This window comes from Dyella sp. S184, assembly GCF_009766065.1.
In the GTDB taxonomy this organism is placed as follows: domain Bacteria; phylum Pseudomonadota; class Gammaproteobacteria; order Xanthomonadales; family Rhodanobacteraceae; genus Rhodanobacter.
Map to the genome: position 1 here is coordinate 133,172 of NZ_LMUE01000012.1, position 16,664 is coordinate 149,835.

12 protein-coding genes are annotated in these 16,664 nt (G+C 63.6%); 4 read left to right on the forward strand and 8 right to left on the reverse strand.

The window, feature by feature from the left end:
* Nucleotides 1–256: 256 nt before the first annotated feature.
* The gene (locus GSQ75_RS16340; protein WP_254058620.1) at nt 257–1,546 is read left to right on the forward strand and encodes a tetratricopeptide repeat-containing sulfotransferase family protein; all 1,290 of its coding nucleotides are present in this window, start codon (nt 257–259) and stop codon (nt 1,544–1,546) included.
* A 337-nt stretch (nt 1,547–1,883) separates the two neighbouring features.
* Nucleotides 1,884–4,310 carry a TonB-dependent receptor plug domain-containing protein gene (locus tag GSQ75_RS16345; protein ID WP_158755945.1) on the forward strand — a complete coding sequence of 809 codons (2,427 nt, stop codon included), beginning with the start codon at nt 1,884–1,886 and terminating at the stop codon, nt 4,308–4,310.
* A gap of 78 nt (nt 4,311–4,388) precedes the next feature.
* On the opposite strand, the gene GSQ75_RS16350 is transcribed toward GSQ75_RS16345, so the two are convergent.
* The 3 genes from GSQ75_RS16350 to GSQ75_RS16360 form a co-directional block, all read right to left on the reverse strand.
* The gene (locus tag GSQ75_RS16350; RefSeq protein WP_158755946.1) at nt 4,389–4,991 is read right to left on the reverse strand and encodes a hypothetical protein; all 603 of its coding nucleotides are present in this window, start codon (nt 4,989–4,991) and stop codon (nt 4,389–4,391) included.
* Nucleotides 4,992–5,127: 136 nt separating this feature from the next.
* Nucleotides 5,128–5,952, reverse strand: coding sequence for an NADPH-dependent 7-cyano-7-deazaguanine reductase QueF (gene queF, locus GSQ75_RS16355; protein WP_158755947.1), 825 nt, complete (start codon nt 5,950–5,952; stop codon nt 5,128–5,130).
* 65 nt (nt 5,953–6,017) lie between these two features.
* A complete protein-coding gene (locus GSQ75_RS16360) occupies nt 6,018–7,010 on the reverse strand; it encodes an aldo/keto reductase (RefSeq protein ID WP_158755948.1) in 993 nt (330 codons plus the stop codon).
* 104 nt (nt 7,011–7,114) lie between these two features.
* On the opposite strand from GSQ75_RS16360, the gene GSQ75_RS16365 reads away from it, so the two are divergent.
* Nucleotides 7,115–8,014: a LysR family transcriptional regulator gene (locus GSQ75_RS16365; RefSeq protein ID WP_158755949.1), complete on the forward strand. Its 900-nt coding sequence runs from the start codon at nt 7,115–7,117 to the stop codon at nt 8,012–8,014.
* A 39-nt stretch (nt 8,015–8,053) separates the two neighbouring features.
* Here GSQ75_RS16365 and GSQ75_RS16370 read toward each other — a convergent pair whose 3' ends face one another.
* Both GSQ75_RS16370 and GSQ75_RS16375 read right to left on the reverse strand, forming a co-directional pair.
* Nucleotides 8,054–8,806: a glutathione S-transferase family protein gene (locus GSQ75_RS16370; protein ID WP_158755950.1), complete on the reverse strand. Its 753-nt coding sequence runs from the start codon at nt 8,804–8,806 to the stop codon at nt 8,054–8,056.
* Between the two features lie 191 nt (nt 8,807–8,997).
* Nucleotides 8,998–9,402: an acyl-CoA thioesterase gene (locus GSQ75_RS16375; protein ID WP_158755951.1), complete on the reverse strand. Its 405-nt coding sequence runs from the start codon at nt 9,400–9,402 to the stop codon at nt 8,998–9,000.
* Nucleotides 9,403–9,631: 229 nt separating this feature from the next.
* Between GSQ75_RS16375 and GSQ75_RS16380 the strand changes: the two genes are divergently transcribed.
* Nucleotides 9,632–11,971, forward strand: coding sequence for a S9 family peptidase (locus tag GSQ75_RS16380; RefSeq protein ID WP_158755952.1), 2,340 nt, complete (start codon nt 9,632–9,634; stop codon nt 11,969–11,971).
* Nucleotides 11,972–12,053: 82 nt separating this feature from the next.
* Here the strand turns inward: GSQ75_RS16380 and GSQ75_RS16385 are convergent, their stop codons facing one another.
* The 3 genes from GSQ75_RS16385 to GSQ75_RS16395 form a co-directional block, all read right to left on the reverse strand.
* Complete coding sequence (locus GSQ75_RS16385) at nt 12,054–13,268, reverse strand: FtsX-like permease family protein (protein ID WP_158755953.1); 1,215 nt, start codon at nt 13,266–13,268, stop codon at nt 12,054–12,056.
* 8 nt (nt 13,269–13,276) lie between these two features.
* The gene (locus tag GSQ75_RS16390; protein WP_158755954.1) at nt 13,277–14,581 is read right to left on the reverse strand and encodes an ABC transporter permease; all 1,305 of its coding nucleotides are present in this window, start codon (nt 14,579–14,581) and stop codon (nt 13,277–13,279) included.
* Nucleotides 14,582–14,735: 154 nt separating this feature from the next.
* Nucleotides 14,736–16,664 (reverse strand): M56 family metallopeptidase, encoded by a 1,929-nt coding sequence (locus GSQ75_RS16395; RefSeq protein ID WP_158755955.1) that lies wholly within the window; start codon nt 16,662–16,664, stop codon nt 14,736–14,738.

The following is a 16,664-nucleotide window of genomic DNA, read 5'->3' on the forward strand; positions in this document are numbered from 1 at the left end:
GATCAGGCTGGATCAGGGCAATCTCATGCCCAAGGTCCAGCTGGGTTTGCTGTTGCTCGCGCGCAAGGACTGCCTGGCCGCGCGCGAGACATTGCTTGACGCGTTCGAACTCGACAAGAATTTGCCGCTGACGCGAATCCATGCGGCAAACGCCTGTTGCCTGTGCCAGGATTTTCATGGCGCCGCGGACTTGCTGAAGCCTTGGCGAACATGGTTGCCGCTGGAGAGCGAACCGCTGCAGCTGGAGCTGGCCAAATTGCTGCAGCTGATGGGCGATACGCCGTCCACCGCCGTACTTTTCGAGGATCTGATTGCCCGCAACCCGTCCCATCTGGAGGCACGATTGCTGCTGGCGAAGGTGTACGAAAGAATGAACGAACTCGCCCGCAGCGAGATCATGGCGCGCGCTCTGCTTGGGGACCCCATTGTCTCGACCGAGGCGGCAAGGAGCGACGTCCACCACCTGCTCGCTACACTGGCCCTGAGAAACGGCGACCTCGCAAACGCGCGATCCGTGCTGGAACAATGCGGACCGCGGCACGCCAGCGACTACGCGCATTATTTCGAGTTGGGGGAGACATACGACAAGCTCGGCGCGCCGGGCCAGGCAATGCAGGCCTTGCGGACGGCGCACGAATGGCAGGTGCAGGAGCTACGGATAGCGTCGCCTGAGTTCTTCCTGCCGGAGTGCCCGGCGCTGCCCGCAGCACTTCCACTGGTGACTCCCGATGCCTATCGCCGGTGGTCGACAACGAAGGTGCCCGACTCAAGGGATTCGCCAGTCTTCATCGTGGGCTTCCCCCGTTCCGGAACGACCCTGCTTGAACAGATGCTGGACGCACATCCGGGCCTGCAGTCGATGGACGAGAACCCTTTCTTCAACCGGCTTGCCGACAAGCTGAAGAGTCATGACGAGGGGATCATGGACAAGCTGGAACTGCTCCAGCAACGCGATTGCGACGAGCTGCGCAAGCTCTATCTGGTCATGGTTTCCGAGAAGATCCCGCGGCGCTGGGATGCGCAACTGGTGGACAAGAACCCGCTGAACATGCTCTGGGTGCCGCTGATATACCGGCTGTTTCCCCGGGCGAAGTTCATTCTTGCGGTGCGCCACCCGTGCGACGTGATCCTGAGTTGCTATATGCAGAACTTCCGTTCCGGCATCCTGGGTGCCGCCTGCGCCAACCTGCCGCGGCTGGCTTCCGCTTACGTGGGTGCGATGGATTACTGGCTGCAGAATATGGGTATCTTTCAGCCTGATGTGCTGGTGTCACGCTATGAGGATCTTGTGGCAGATTTTCCCGGGCATACTGCGCGTATCGCCCAATTCTTGGGACTGGATGATGCGACGCCGATGTTGCGGTTCGACCAGCACGCGCGCAACAAGGGATACATAGCCACCCCGAGTTACAACCAGGTCATTGAGCCAGTGAACAGAAAGGGCTTGAATCGCTGGACGCGGTACCAGCAGGAGTTCGAGCTGGTGCTCCCCACGCTCGAACCCATGCTGCGACACTGGGGCTATTCGGTTGAGGCTGACGATTGAGAACTCGCTATGCCAATACCGGATGATGTGACACTGCAAGCCAGGCGGGCACCCCATAATCGGCTGACTCAGCTTGGGAATCGAGCCGCGCTGTTCCCGGAATACTTCTCCCGTAATTGCCAGATGCTGCGGCAGCGCAGCGAGCCTGCAACCACCTGCTCGTAGTAGCGTCTGCTCCAAGGGGGCGGGGTCTTGTGCTGCCTTTCAGAGGGCGGACGTCGCAAGAGGTGATGGGGTGCCACGGTGAAAGCCGCGGGACATGCCACTGTCATGCACGGCCGACAACATGTCCGGTCATGCTCGTCTCGAGCGGGCCATGCGGTATCAGGGGAAGTGCATGTCGAATTCCAAAGCAGACGTTGGTGTGCTGGCGTCACGCCGCACCTGGCTGTCCTGGTCCATCCAGTGCCTGTTGCTGGGTATGGCGCCGCTGGCTGTGCAGGCGCAGGACCAGCCGTCTGCCAATACACCAGCGCCAGCCAGTACGCCGGCGCCGACCAGCGCGGTCAACCTCAACCGGATCGTGGTGACCGCGCAGAAGCGCGAGCAGCAGGAAAAGGATGTGCCGATCTCGATCTCGGCGTATTCCGGCAATTTCCTGAAGACGCTCGGCATCACGCATATGGATGATCTGGGCCGCTACGCGCCGGGCGTGCAGATACAGGTGCAAAGCCCGAACACACCCAGCATCGCGATACGCGGCATCACCACCGACGACACATCGGCCAATACGCCCGGGCGTGTGTCGGTCTTTCAGGATGGCGTGGACATCAGCCGCGCGGTTGGCTCGATCGTGGCCCTGTACGACATGGATCGCATCGAGGTGTTGCGGGGCCCACAGGGCACGCTGTTCGGTCGTGGCGCCGAGAGCGGTGCGCTCTCGCTGATCGACAACAAGGCGAATGACACCACTTCGGGCGGCTTCACCACCGAGTTCGGCAATTACGACAGCCGCATGTTCACCGGTTTCTTCAATACCCCGCTCAGCGCCGACGTGGATGCGCGCGTGGCGGTCTACGACAGCGAGCACGAGGGCTACATCCAGAACCTCGCCGGCGGCACGCTCGATGGCGAGGACACCAAGGCGGTGCGCGCCAGCCTGCACGTGAAGACCGGCGAGCAGAGCAGCATCGATCTGGTCGCCAACTACCAGTACGACACGCCTCCGGGCACCGATTTCCGCAGCCTGCTGCCGGACAGCCAGGGCTCGACCAACGTGTTCGGTGCCGCCGACCTCAACGAAGGCGGTGCACTCGGCATTCGCCGCAAGGTCTACAGTCTCGCCGCGCTGGGCAGCTTCCAGCTCAGCGACGACTGGACTCTGAACACCACCACCGGCTTGCGCAGACTCGATTCCAACGAAGAGTTTGACGCGGACGGCTCGCAGCTCGATATGCTCAACTTCGGCAATCATTCGCGGACCCACCAGGCCAGCCAGGAAATCCGCTTCAACTACGACAGTGGTGGGCGCTTCACAGGTTTCTTCGGCGCCAACTTCTTCTACGAGAACGGCAGCCAGGCGGTACCGTTCAACACCGACGAGCGCAGCCTGCTGATCGACCTGATCCCGCTGGCGCGCAGCCTCGATCCCGGTGTGGTCAATCTTCTTTTCGGCCCGACGGATCCGCCGTTGCTGACCCCGAATTTCCAGCCGAACCAGCCCTACAGCGTCATTCCATTGCTCAACACCCCGCTTAATCCGGATGAGAAAGAAGGCTTCGAGAACTACGGCAGCACACGCTCGTACGAGGTGTTTGCCGACGGTACCTTCCACATCAACGACAGCTTCGATATCACTGGCGGCTTGCGCGCGTCGCGCGAGGACATCACCGCGGGCTATCAGGTGTTCAACGCCACTGGCCCCAATGCGGCCAGTATCGGGCCGGCCTTTGCGCTGTTTGGAGCCGGTGTCAACGGTATTACCGCGCCCAACGACCTGTTCGCGCCGACCAACGGCAAGCTCATCGGCGCGAAGAGCACCAATTCGGTGGTGGGCCGCCTGATCGGCAGCTGGCGCGTCAACGACGACATCAATGCCTATGTCAGCGTCTCGCGTGGTCGCCGGCCGGATGCGCTGACCTTCAACGTCAATCCCAATGGCAGCTATACCAAGGAGGTGTTGCCGGCGGAAACCTTGTGGAACTACGAGGTTGGCGTCAAGGGTTCGGCGGATGAGGGCAAGTTCGTCTACGACCTCTCCGCGTTCTATTACAAGTACACCAATTTCCAGAGTCAGGTGTATCAGAACGGGCAATACATCGCGGTGAATTCCGGCCGCGCGCACGCGCCGGGTTTCGAGACTTCGCTGCAGCAGGAGTTCACCTCCGAGCTGAGCGCTTTCCTCAATTACAGCTACCTGCATGCGCGTTTCGACGACACTGACCAGAACGGCAACCCGCAACAGTACGCGGGCAACCATCTGCGGCTGGCGCCGGACAACACGGTGTCGCTAGGCCTGTTGTGGAATGTTCCGTTGGCCGCCGATCGGGCGTTCTACTTCCGCCCCAGCTACACCTGGCGCTCGAAGGTGTACTTCGAGGACGACAACAATCCCAACTACGTGCAGGCCGGCTATGGCCTGCTCAACCTGCGCACCGGCGTGACGTTCGACAAGGGACGCTGGGACCTGGGCATCTGGGGCAGCAACCTCGCCAACAAGAAATACCTGATCGATGCAGGCAACACCGGCGAGGACTTCAATCTGCCGACGTATATCCCCGGCGCGCCGCGAACCTATGGCATCAGCATCAGCGGCAAGTTCTGAGTGCGCTGCCACACCGCGTAGCTCAAATGCAGAAAGGGCCCAGCGGGCCCCTTCTGCATTTGAAGCGGGAAGATCGGATCAGTGCTTGCTGATCTCAAAGTTCTGCGTGGTGACCGGCTTGCCATCGAGCGAGATCTCGATCTTGTAATGGCCTTCCGGCCACAGATCCGGGTTCTGCACCATGAACGTGGTGACGGCCGGCCCATCGGTGGCGAGGGCCTGACTGATGCTGCTGATCAATTGGCCGTTGCCTTCCAGGTAACTCCATTTGGCGTTGAGCGTGGCACCGTCGCTGCGACCGGTGGTGGCGACGCTGGCGTAGATGATCTTGTCGCTGGCGGCAAAGCGGTTGCCAGCCTGGCTCACCTGATGCGCGGCATTGACGGCGTTGCCGAGCGTCACGCTGGCCACACTGAGCGCAGCGGTGGCAGAAGCGACAGGTATGTTGGCTACGGTGGCATGCACTGTTGTGTTGGCGATGGCTGGCGTGGGCGGTACGGTTGCAGCTTTCTTGCTGGTGCTGGCCGCAGTGGGCTTGGCAGCGGTTGGCGCAGTAGCGGTAGTCCTCGCAGCCGCCGGCGAACCGGCTGGCGGTGCCGGGGCGTGCTTGCCGCAGGCGCCGAGCAGCAGGCAGGCAAGACTGACGCTGTACAGCGCGACCGAGCGTATGGAACGTGTCATGCGGAAACTCCACTGGCGTGACGCGGCGGTGGCCGCAGCGCTGTCCGGATACCTGGATCAAGGATACCGAGGCTAGCCCTGTCGATCTGAAGCGCCGATTACCGGGTGATCGCGCCACCGCGATCACCGTGGGAATCTACTGGCGAACCGTGCGTGTATTGTTCGGTGTGGCCGGCATGCTGCTGCGGAAGGGGTTGATGTCCAGGCCGCCGCGGCGGGTGTAACGCGCATGCACGCTCAGCTGCTGTGGAGCGCAGCGCTGCATCAGGTCGACGAAGATGCGCTCCACGCATTGTTCGTGGAACTCGTTGTGATCACGGAACGAGACCAGGTAACGCAGCAGACCGGCGTGGGCGATCGGCGCGCCACGATAGACGATCTGCACGCTGCCCCAATCGGGCTGGCCGGTGACCGGGCAGTTCGAGCGCAACAGGTGCGAAACCAGGGTTTCCACGACCGGGTTGGCACCGGCATCCGCATGCAGGAAATCCGCCTGCGGTGGGCCGTAGTGGTCGATGGCAATGTCCTGGCCATCGAGCAGATGGCCGTCCAGATCGGCGACGGCGTATGCGGCCGCACTCGCGTCACGGAGTTGCACATCGACCAGGGCACCGGCGGCGGCGGACAGATCCCGTGTCAGCGTGGCGGCAAGCGTGGCAGCATCATTGACGCGCTCTTGCGCGAACCCGTTCAAGTACAGCTTGAGCGATTTCGACTCGATGATGTTCGGCGAAACTGCCGGTACGCGGAACTCGGCCAACGCCACCACAGGTTTTCCACGCACGTCGAGCCATGAAAGCTCGTAGGCGTTCCAGATGTCGACGCCGTGGAACGGCAGTGGCTCGGCCACACCGATTTCCGCGCGCTTGATTTCGCGCGGTATCGGAAACAGCAGACTGGGGTCGTAGCGGTCGGCATAGATGGTGCTCTTGCCGAGCGGTGAATGTTCAGGGGTACTCATGCGGCGAAGTTTAGCGGTTTTGGCTGCTCTCCCTTCGGTCGCAGGGAGAGCAACAAGAGCAGACGTTACACGTTGACCATCTTCATCATGGCTCCGGCATATCGCTCGCCGGCCACGGCATCCGGCGGAAACACCGCATCGATCGCCTTGAGTTCGGCAGCGCTGAGTTGCACGTCGAGCGCACCGAGGTTCTCGTCCAGCCGCGAACGCTGCTTGGTGCCGGGTATCGCCAGCACATCCTGGCCCTGCGCCAGCACCCAGGCCAAGGCCAGCTGAGCCGGCGAGCAGCCCTTGTCCGCGGCCAGCGCCTTCACCTGTTCGACCAGTTGCAGGTTGCGGGTGAAGTTGTCGCCCATGAAGCGCGGACTGCTGCGACGGTAGTCGTCGGCATCGAAATCCTCCGGCGTGCGGATCGCGCCGGTGAGGAAGCCGCGGCCCAGCGGCGAGTAGGCGACCAGGCTCACACCTAACTTGCGGCAGGCGGCGAGCATGCCGTTCTGCTGTGGGTCGCGGGTCCACAGCGAGAACTCACTCTGCAGCGCGGCGATTGGATGCACCTTGTAGGCGCGTTCCAGCGTGCCGCCGGATGCTTCGCTCATGCCGAGATGACGCACCTTGCCGGCATGCACCAGTTCGGCCATGGCACCGATGGTTTCCTCGATCGGCACGTTCGGATCGACGCGGTGCTGGTAGTACAGGTCGATGGTTTCGATGCCGAGCCGCTTCAGGCTGGCGTCGCAGGAGGCGCGCACATACTCCGGACGGCCGTCGACGCCGCGTGCCTGCGGATTCGCCGGATCACGCACGATACCGAACTTGGTGGCGATGAAGGCCTGCTGGCGACGGCCCTTGATCGCCTTGCCAACCAGCTCCTCGTTGGTATGCGGGCCATACACATCGGCGGTATCGAGCAGGTTGAGGCCGCGCTCCAGCGCGTGGTGGATGGTGGCGATCGATTCGACATCGTCACGCTGGCCGTAGAACGCGCTCATGCCCATGCAGCCGAGGCCGAGGGCGGAAACCTGAGGACCGTTCTTTCCAAGAGTGCGGGTCTGCATGGCGTTGCTCCGGTGGGTGAAGGTGGGTGCATGGTGCGCCGTGCCGGCATTCGGATAAATGCTCAATAATGGCCATCACTATTTCATTAGTGACAACAATCATCATGGATCGTCTCGAAGCGATGCGGTTGTATACGCGGATTGTCGAACTGGGCAGCTTCACCGCTGCCGCGGACGACCAGAACCTGCCGCGTGCCACCGTCACCCACGCGATCAAGCGGCTGGAAGTACGGCTCGGCGCACAACTGTTGCAACGAACCACCCGTCGTGTGCGCACCACCCGCGACGGCGAGGTGTATTACGGCCACTGCGTGCGCCTGCTGGCCGATATGGACGAAGTCGAAACCGATTTCCGCGAGGCTGCGGTACAGCCGAAAGGGCGCTTGCGAATCGATCTTTCCGCCGCGCTGGCGCGACTGCTGGTGATCCCGGCACTGCCCGCATTCTGCGCGCGCTTTCCGCAGATCGAACTGGATATCGGTACCGGTGATCGTTACGTTGACCTGGTGCGCGAAGGCGTCGACTGCGCGGTACGGGTCGGTGAGCTGGGCGATACGGGGATGATCGGTCGGCGCGTCGCCCTGTTGGCGCAGGTCACCACAGCCAGCGCCGATTACGTACGCCGACACGGGCGGCCGGAATCGCTGGTGGCCTTGCATGAGGGTCACTACGCAGTGAACTGGGCCTCGCCGACGACGCGCCGTGCCGAACCGCTGGAATTCATGGTCGGTCGCAAGCGTCGCGAGGTGAGCCTGCCCGGAAAAATCACCGTCAGTGGAGCGGATGCCTATCTTGGATGCTGCAAGGCTGGTCTCGGTATCGCACAGTTCTCGCGCTATCGGATCGAACAGGAGCTGGCCAGCGGCACGATGTGCGACCTGCTGCCGGCAACACCGCCGCCACCATTGCCGATGACCGTGCTGTATCCACCGCAGCGGCAGATGCCCGCGCGGCTGCGCGTGTTCGTCGACTGGCTGGTCGAGCTGACGGCCGGGCAGCGTTGAGGTTGCTCGCAAGCCAAGGAAGCGACTGCAGCAGCATGATTAAGACTCGCGCGATGTACCACGCCGGGGCGTACTGGTTCCGAGTGTGTCACTGGTCAGTGGTGCGCCGGCAGTGATCAGCGCGCCACGTTGCTCGGCCAGCGGCAGGCGCAGCATGCAGTCCTCGAAGCGGGCGAGTTTCTGGAATGCCGCAAGAGCCTGGACCTGCGCGACGAGCGCTGCGCAGCGTGGCCAGCGCACAGCATCAATCGCGTAGCGCACGAATGAGGCCGTGCGGAAAAAGCTGGCGATGCTGATGTCGGCGATCGACAACGGGCCGAACAGGAAACCGTCTTCCGGCAGCTGGCTTTCCAGGTAGTCCAGCGTGGCGGGAATATCCACTTCGCGCGCGTGCTTCACCACGGCTTCATCGGTGGTTTCGCCGAAGATATGGCGCCTGATCGCCAACTGATAGAACAGCCGCCAGATCAGCCCGTCGGCCAGACGCGTGTCGGTGTATTCCTCCAGCCAGCGTGCCTGTGCACGGTCGGCAATGTCAGCCGGATACAACGCTGGCGCGGGATACCTTTCTTCCAGGTACTGGCAGATCACCGAGGAATCATTCAGCACGAAACCGTCGTCGATCAGCACCGGGATGCGCCGCAGCGGGCTGAGCCGCGAGAACTGGTCGTTGCCGACGAAGGGTGCGATCGGATCGATCTCGTAGTCGATCTCCTTCAGCTCCAGGCACACCAGCACCTTGCGCACATAGGGCGAGATGTAATTGCCGATGATTCTCAGGCGAGCAGGCATCGAACGACTCCGTTTACGGCAAGCAAAGGTAGAGCTGCACTGCTTGCGGCAAGCAAGACATGGTTACGCCGCTTGCGGCCAGCAAGATATGGCTTTGCCGCTTGTGGCAAGCAGAATGTGGTTTCGCTGCGTGTTACAGGGCAATCAGCCTGAGCGAGGTCGCGGCCAGACGTCAAGCGGAAGACTATGCTTCAAGAATTTACGTTTAGATGTACGACAGGCAGCGCCGGGATCGGCGTCGGCGAGCCGTTGGAATCCAGCGCGATCATCACGAAGCGACCGGTGGTGCACACACGGCGATCGCCGCTGAGCAGATCTTCGGCGGTCATCTCTACCTCGACGTGCATCGAGCTGCGGCCGACATTGACCACGCTGGCGACCAGTTCCACCAGTTGGCCCGTACGCACCGGCACGCGGAAGCTCACCTCTTCGGATCGCGCGGTGACCACGGTGCGTCGTGCGTAACGCGAGGCGACGATGAAGGCGGCCTTGTCCATCCACGCCAGTGCCTGGCCGCCGAACAGCGTGCCGAGGTGGTTGGTGTGGTCCGGGAAAACCATTTCGAGCAGGCGGGCTTCGGTTTGGGCAGTCGTCATGGGGTCGCATTGCATGGTGGGAAGTGTGGCTGGCGGCAGTACTTGGTGGCGCCAGCGGAGAAGTGCGGCGCCAGTCTAGTTTGTTTGCGGCAAACGGCGTGATCGCGTAGTCGCATGGACCTCTGGCATGGGTAGCCGGGGGCCGTATCGCGTTAGCATCGTGCGGATAGGGTGCGGAGCCGGCCATCGGGCCGCTCTGACGCCATCCGGTTTCCCGTGGGAGAAATGCATGCATTCGATGATCGGCAAGTCGTGTCTGTCCGGTATGGTGGTGATGGGGTTGTTCTCGAGTGGCGTGGTCGCCGCGCAGGGCAGCACCTTGAGTGCGAGCGACTACGCGCAGGCGGAACGCTTCATGGTTTACAACACCGCGCCGCTGGTCGATCACGACGTGCACCGAGTGAAGTGGCTGGACGACACCCACTTCTGGTATCGCGACCACGATGTCCGTGGCGATCACGTCATGCTGATGGACGCGACCACCGGCAAGGTCGCGCCGGCGTTCGACCAGGCCAAGCTGGCCGCCGCGCTGGGCAAGGCCAGCGGCCAGCCGCTAGACACGAAGAAACTTCCACCGCTGCTCGATTACAGCGTGAAGCCGGATGGACGTTACGACGTCGACCTCGGCGGCAAGCATTACCTGTGCGACCTCAAGGGCACCGGCGAGTGCACCGACGCGGCGAAACTGGTGAAGACCGGCAGCGAGCCGGGGCTGCTGTCGCCGGACAAGAAGACCGAAGCCTTCATCCGCGACTGGAACCTGTGGCTGCGTGACGTAGCGACCGGCAAGGAAACCCAGCTGACCACCGACGGCGTGAAGGACTTCGGTTACGCCACCGACAATGCCGGCTGGATCCATACCGACCGTTCCGTGCTGAACTGGTCGCCGGACTCGACCAAGATCGCCACCTACCAGCAGGACCAGCGCGGCGTGGGCGAGATGTACACCGTGCGCACGAAGGTCGGCCACCCTGAGCTGGACGCGTGGAAATATCCGCTGCCCGGCGACAAGAAGGTGTTCATGATCGAGCCGGTGGTGATCGACGTGGCCTCGCGCAAGATGGTGCGCCTGCAACTGCCGCCGCAACAGCGCCTGTCCAGCCTGTGCGACGACATCAGCTGCAGCAGCGACGGCCATTGGGACGACCTGCAGTGGGCGCCGGACAGCCGGACCCTGGCGCTGGTGACCACCTCGCGCGACCGCAAGCACGAATGGTTCCGCGTGGCCGATGCCGCGACCGGCGCCGTGCGCACCGCGTTCGACGAGAGCGTCAAGGATTACTTCGAAAGCGGCATGGACACCGCCAACTGGCAGTACCTGCCCAAGACCAACGAGGCGATCTGGTTCTCCGAGCGCAACGATTGGGGCAACCTGTACCTGTACAGCCTCGCCAGCGGCAAGCTCGAGCATGCGATCACCAGCGGCGAGGGCAACGTCGTCGACGTGCTGCACCTCGACCGCAAGGCGCGCACGCTGTGGTTCACCGGTGTGGGCCGCGTGTCGGGCGTGAATCCGTACTACCGGCAGTTCTGGAAAGTCGGTCTCGATGGCGGCCAGTCGGTGCTGCTGACGCCCGAGGACGCCGACCACATCATCAGCATGTCGCCCGACGGCAAGACCTTCGTCGACAGCTATTCCACGCCCACCGTGCCACCGGTGACCGTGCTGCGTTCGTCGGATGATGGCCACATCATCGCCACCGTGGCGAAGGCCGACATCACGCGCCTGAAGGCAGCCGGCTGGGTGCCGCCGATCCCGATCACGGTGAAGGCGCGCGACGGCAAGACCGATCTGTACGGCATGATGTTCAAGCCGACGAGCTTCGACCCGCACAAGAAGTACCCGATCATCGACTATGTCTATCCCGGCCCGCAGACCGGCTCGGTGCGCGGACGCAGCTTCTTGCCTTCGCGCGGCGACAACCAGGCGCTGGCCGAGCTCGGCTTCATCGTGGTGGCGATCGACGGCATGGGTACGCCGTGGCGCTCGGCCAGCTTCCATCACACCTGGTACGGCGACATGGGCGACAACACGCTGCCCGATCAGGTCAAGGGCATCCAGGAGCTGGCGCAGCGCTATTCGTGGATCGACATCAACCGTGTTGGCATCTGGGGCCATTCCGGTGGCGGCAACACCACCGCCGACGCGATGTTCCGCTACCCCGACTTCTTCAAGGTCGGTTGGGCCGAGAGTGGCAACCACGACAACCGCAACTACGAGAACGACTGGGGCGAGAAGTACCAGGGTCTGCTGGTGACCAACAAGGACGGCAGCACCAACTACGACAACCAGGCCAACCAGGACATGGCGAAGAACCTCAAGGGGCGCCTGATGCTGGTGCACGGCACGATCGATGACAACGTACCGCTGGGCGAGACCATGCTGGTGGCCGATGCGCTGATCAAGGCCAACAAGGATTTCGACATGCTGATCATCCCCAACGTCCACCACGGTTATGCGGCCGCCACGCCGTACGCCACGCGCCGGCGCTGGGACTACTTCGTGCACAACCTCGCCGGTGACACCCCGCCGAAAGAGTACGAATTGAAGGCGTGGCCCTGGATGTGAGTTCGCCAGTGAGAGCATCAGTATCAGCGGAAGCCTGAGCGGTTCCGCTGATGCTTCACCCGGCTGACGCACGCCCTGCCGGTCAGTCCGCCCGGGTGGCCACCACCGGCGGTACCGCTGCCGCGCGCAGCGCCGGGCCGAGCACCGCGCCTTGGCCGAGCAGCCACAGCAGGACGGCGCCGATCGGCAGGTAGAGGAACGGCAGTCGCGGCAGTTCGTAATGCGTCATCAACCACAGGTTGACTGCATAGGCCAGCAGCATGCCCAGCACGGTGCCACCGCTGACGATCAGGAAATTCTCGGTCTGCACATAACGCAGGATGTCGCCGCGAGTGGCGCCGATGGCGCGGCGAATGCCGATCGAGCGCCGTCGTTGCTGCACCCAGAAACTGGCGAGGCCGGCGATACCCAGCGCGGTGACGAACAGCAGCCCGGCCGCCGCCGCCAGCAGCAGGCCGATCATGGTGCGGTTGCGGCGGAAGTAGTCGTCGCGCAACTGGGTGAAGGTCTGCGATTTTCGCAGGATACGATTGCCATCGAGTTGGTTCAGCACGTCGCTCGCCTGTTGCAGCACGCGCTCGCGTTCCTGCGGCGCGGTGCGCAGGACATAGCTGATATCCACGGTGTCCGGCAACAGCGGAAGCAGGGTGCTGTACTCGTTGCCCACGGCCTCGCGCAGCTGCGGCCGCAGCAGATGATCGACCACGCCGACGACGCGTACCGGATTGTCGCCGGGATAGATCTCCTTGCCCAGCGCGCTCTGACCCGGAAACAACCGCTCGGCCAGCGCGCGGGTAATGATGGTGACCGGTACATGGTTGATGCCGGCCCAGTCATGCGCACTGTCCATCGGCAGGTATTCGTCAGGCAGGAAATCGCGCCCCCCGACCAGATGCAGACCCAGCGTTCCGAGCTCGCCCGGGGTGCCGTTGTAGGCGGTGGCGGTGAGGTCGGTTTCGGCGTTCGGCGTGGTGGCGATGCCATTGCTCCAGTCGTTGCCGTTGAACGGCAGCGCATCGACCGCGGCCACGGATCTCACGCCGGGGATCTGGCGCAGGGCGGCCACGTCGGCGGCATGTCGGGTCAGTGGATTTTCGTTCTCGTCCAGGCCGATGCTTTCGACCGTCACCAGCTCATCCTCGGCCAGTCCGCTGGGCTGACGCAGCTGGGCGGTGCGGTTGACGATCATGAACACCACATTGCAGACGATGGCGCAGGTCAGGCCGACCTGCAGCACCAGCAGCAGCACGGTGAGCTTGTGGCGGGTAAGGCTGGATAGCAGCGGTCGCAGTGGCATGGATCACCTCATTGGGTCTTGAGCTGCAGGGCGGGAGCGATGTGGCAGGCGCGCCAGGCCGGCAGCAGTCCGGCCAGCACGCTGGCGCATACCGCCAGCGCAAACGTGCCGAGCAACATGGCGGCATCCATCTGAGCCAGTTGCGCGTAGCCGTCGGGACGCTGGCGCACGCTCCACAGGCCGAGCTCGGCGATACCGAGGCCCAGCACGCCGCCGGCCAGCCCGATCACCGACGACTCGATGCCGAACTGCAGGAAGATGTCACGTCGCCGTGCACCCAAGGCCCGGCGCACGCTGACCTCGCCGCTGCGGCGCAGGAATTTCGCCAGCAGCAGGCCGACGATGTTGAGCATGCATACGCCGAGAAAACCCAGCGCCAGCCACAGCTGCAGGCGCAGGTCGGAGGGGATCACCTGCTGCCTGGTGAGCCAGTCCATCAGGCCGTAGAGCCGGGCATCTACGGGGCGTGGAAAGCGGCCATGCGCCTGCTGATCGCGCCAGTAGTCGCCGAGGAAATCCCGATAGGCGCGTGCCTTGGCCGGGTTGTCCAGCTGAACCCAGAACTGCAACCAGTTGCAGTGGTCGCTGGTACGGGCATCGCCGCCGTTGCCCCAGCACATGAAATTGCCGACGAAATTGAGCTGCAGATCCAGCGCCGTCTGCAGCGGCAGGAAAAACTCGTCGGTCTTGCCGAAGGCGCGGTCGTTGACCTGGGTATAGAAGGTCGGCTGCGGATACCAGTCGTCCAGCACGCCGATCACGCGGAAGTCGGTGTTCTTCAGTCGCACCGTGCGGCCGATGCTGGGCATGTCACCGAACAACTTGTGGCTGAGCTCGGCGTTGAGCACGATGACCCGCGCGCGCTGCTCGTCCTCCTGTGCGGTCCAGCCGCCGCCGGCACGGAACGGCACGTCGAACATCGGAAAGAAGTCTGCCGTGACATAGTGTCCGGACTGGAAGAACGGTCGCAGCGAACTCTGCAGGGGACGGATTGGCGCCGAACCCGAGGCCATCGCGGCCTGCCGATCCGCGCGATGGGCGCGCAGCAGATTCATCGCATCCGGCCAGGTCAGGTTGCCGTTGGGCGCACTGTCCTTGGTGGTCTTGCTGCGCACCAGCGGGCGGGCGTCGAGCTGTGGCACAAACAACTGCGCGCTGCGGCCGGGCAGCGGATCGCCCGACATCACATGCAGCACGGTGATCATGGTCATGCTGGCGCCGATGCCCAGGCCGATGGCGAGGATCATCAGCGCGGTAAGCACCTTGCTGCGTTTCAGGCTGCGCAGCGCAAGAGCGAGGTAGTAGCCGAACATCGTGGAATCTCCTGGCCATCTGCGGACGCAGTTTCCCGGCACCGCCTGCCGAAACAGGCGGCTCGTTGAGCCTTCGAACTGACTGCCGGCGAAATGGATGGCCGCGTGCGCCGGCAGCGCGCGGGTAACGGCAATCCGGTCGCTGCGGCGTTACTCAGCGCCGGCTTACGTTCTCGGCCAGGCCTTTCGCCAGTGCTTCGTTCAGCAGCTTGTTCATCGCCTGCTCGGCGTCATGTGCGGCTTGTTGCTGGCGTTGCTCCAGCGCGTGCTGCTGTTTTTCAAGCCCTGCCTGCTGCGACTCCAAGGTGCGCTGACTGGCATCGAGTTCACTCCGCAATGCCGCGTGGCGTTGCTCGAGCCGCGCCTGTTCTGCCTCGAGTGTGCGCCGTTGCGCGTCGAGCGCTCGCTTGTCGTCGGTCGTTTGCACTGCCGCTTGTGCCGAGAATTGCGCCTGTCGCTGTGCTAGCTCGGCCTGCTCCTGGGCGAACCCGGCATCACGCGCGGCCAGGCCGGCCTGCTGGCCGGCAAGCCGGCCCTGTTCGCCCGCAAGCTGACCTTGCTGGCGTGCCAGTTCGGTCAGCGGTGCATAAATGTTCCTGGCGTGTTCGAGGAATGCCTTGTCGCGAATGATGTAGGCAGCGCTGCCGTGGCGGAACCACAGCATGGGGGCCTTGTTCGCCTGGTGCAGATCCTTGACCGCGGCGAGGTCGGTATCCGAACCGTTGATTGTGATGGTGTCGCCATCGAACAGTGCAAAGCCATCGCTGGCATTGGCGCGGGTGTCGATGTCGATGTGCCGGGCCGAGAAGCCACCGAAGCTCGGCGGAACGGGAGGAGGTGGTGGTGCAGGGGGCGCCACAGGCGGAAGCGGCGGAAGCGGTGGTGGTGGCGGAGCCAGATGAGTTGGCAATGCGCCCGGCAGCGATGGCATGGCGGGGAGTGCTGCAGGAGCCGGAGCAGGGTGAGCAGCAGGGGCTGCTGTCACAGCCGTGTCCGGACTTGCCTGTGCCTGATCCGTACTACTTGCGGTGACGCGATAAGGAAGCACGCCGGCAAGTGCGACGAGTGCGACGAGTATCCAGCCGCGCGTGCGCGACATGGCGTTGGTGTTTTGCTGCAACATGATCAGTCGCCTCCTGAGGTTCTGGAATGTTGGAGATGCACCGGCGAGGCCGGAGTGCATGGGATAGGCCACGCCGAGGCGCAACAGCAGGCGCCCGTAATCCTGCGGTGCCGCACTATGCTGCTGCAGCACCTGCGCATCACAGGCGGCTTCGCGATGAAGTGCGTACTCGCGCATCGCCCACGCCACCAGTGGGTGGAAAAAGAACAGCCGTTGCGCAATCGCCGGTGCCCAACCCAGCCAGAGATCGCCGCGACGCAGATGGGCTAGCTCGTGGGCGAGCGCCATCGATGATTCTTCCGGCGTCAGTACCTCGTTGGCTGGCAGCAGGACGCAGGGGTGCCACAGACCGGTTACCTGGGGCGACGTAATCGCATGTGACATGCGCAACTGAGGACAGTGGCGCAAGCCGAGCATGCGGACCTGCTGTACACACGCTGCCTGCAGCTTTGCATCGTGCAGTGGCGTGGATTCGCGTAGCACCTGGCGCGTTTTCCGCCATTGCCGCGCGACGAGCAGCAACTGTGCAAGCAGGCCGGCGAGCCACATGGTCACCACAAACGAACGCCAGGGGAACGGGCGCGTCGGCGTCGACGCGTGCGTTGTCGTCTGCGCGGTTGTCATCGTCGGAGCCGTTGGCAAGGACGGCACGGCAACCTCTGATGGCGTGGCGGCTTCGTCCGATGGCGCGATCGCGGCGATCTGTGGACTGGCCGTTGCTGCGATGGGTGCGGGCGGCGATGCCGGAGACAGCAGCGGCAGTTCTACCGGTGTGCTGGCGACCAAGCCGACGATCAACTGCACGCTGAGTATCCACCACAGCATGCAGCGGATCGCCGGTGACAATCGCGGCATCCAGCGACCCAGCAGCCATAGCGCGCCGATCAGCAATACCGCCTGCGCGGATGTCCAGGCGAGGCGGACCAGCAAGGTATCGGTCAGGGTGTGAATCGCGTTCAT

What these genes read in the sequence shown, in the direction of transcription:
- GSQ75_RS16365 (WP_158755949.1), top strand. Translation starts at nt 7,115, where the DNA reads ATGGATCGTCTCGAAGCGATGCGGTTGTATACGCGGATTGTCGAACTG.
- GSQ75_RS16380 (WP_158755952.1), top strand. Translation starts at nt 9,632, where the DNA reads ATGCATTCGATGATCGGCAAGTCGTGTCTGTCCGGTATGGTGGTGATG.
- queF (WP_158755947.1), bottom strand. Translation starts at nt 5,952, where the DNA reads ATGAGTACCCCTGAACATTCACCGCTCGGCAAGAGCACCATCTATGCC.
- GSQ75_RS16360 (WP_158755948.1), bottom strand. Translation starts at nt 7,010, where the DNA reads ATGCAGACCCGCACTCTTGGAAAGAACGGTCCTCAGGTTTCCGCCCTC.
- GSQ75_RS16385 (WP_158755953.1), bottom strand. Translation starts at nt 13,268, where the DNA reads ATGCCACTGCGACCGCTGCTATCCAGCCTTACCCGCCACAAGCTCACC.
- GSQ75_RS16350 (WP_158755946.1), bottom strand. Translation starts at nt 4,991, where the DNA reads ATGACACGTTCCATACGCTCGGTCGCGCTGTACAGCGTCAGTCTTGCC.
- GSQ75_RS16345 (WP_158755945.1), top strand. Translation starts at nt 1,884, where the DNA reads ATGTCGAATTCCAAAGCAGACGTTGGTGTGCTGGCGTCACGCCGCACC.
- GSQ75_RS16375 (WP_158755951.1), bottom strand. Translation starts at nt 9,402, where the DNA reads ATGACGACTGCCCAAACCGAAGCCCGCCTGCTCGAAATGGTTTTCCCG.
- GSQ75_RS16370 (WP_158755950.1), bottom strand. Translation starts at nt 8,806, where the DNA reads ATGCCTGCTCGCCTGAGAATCATCGGCAATTACATCTCGCCCTATGTG.
- GSQ75_RS16390 (WP_158755954.1), bottom strand. Translation starts at nt 14,581, where the DNA reads ATGTTCGGCTACTACCTCGCTCTTGCGCTGCGCAGCCTGAAACGCAGC.
- GSQ75_RS16395 (WP_158755955.1), bottom strand. Translation starts at nt 16,664, where the DNA reads ATGAACGCGATTCACACCCTGACCGATACCTTGCTGGTCCGCCTCGCC.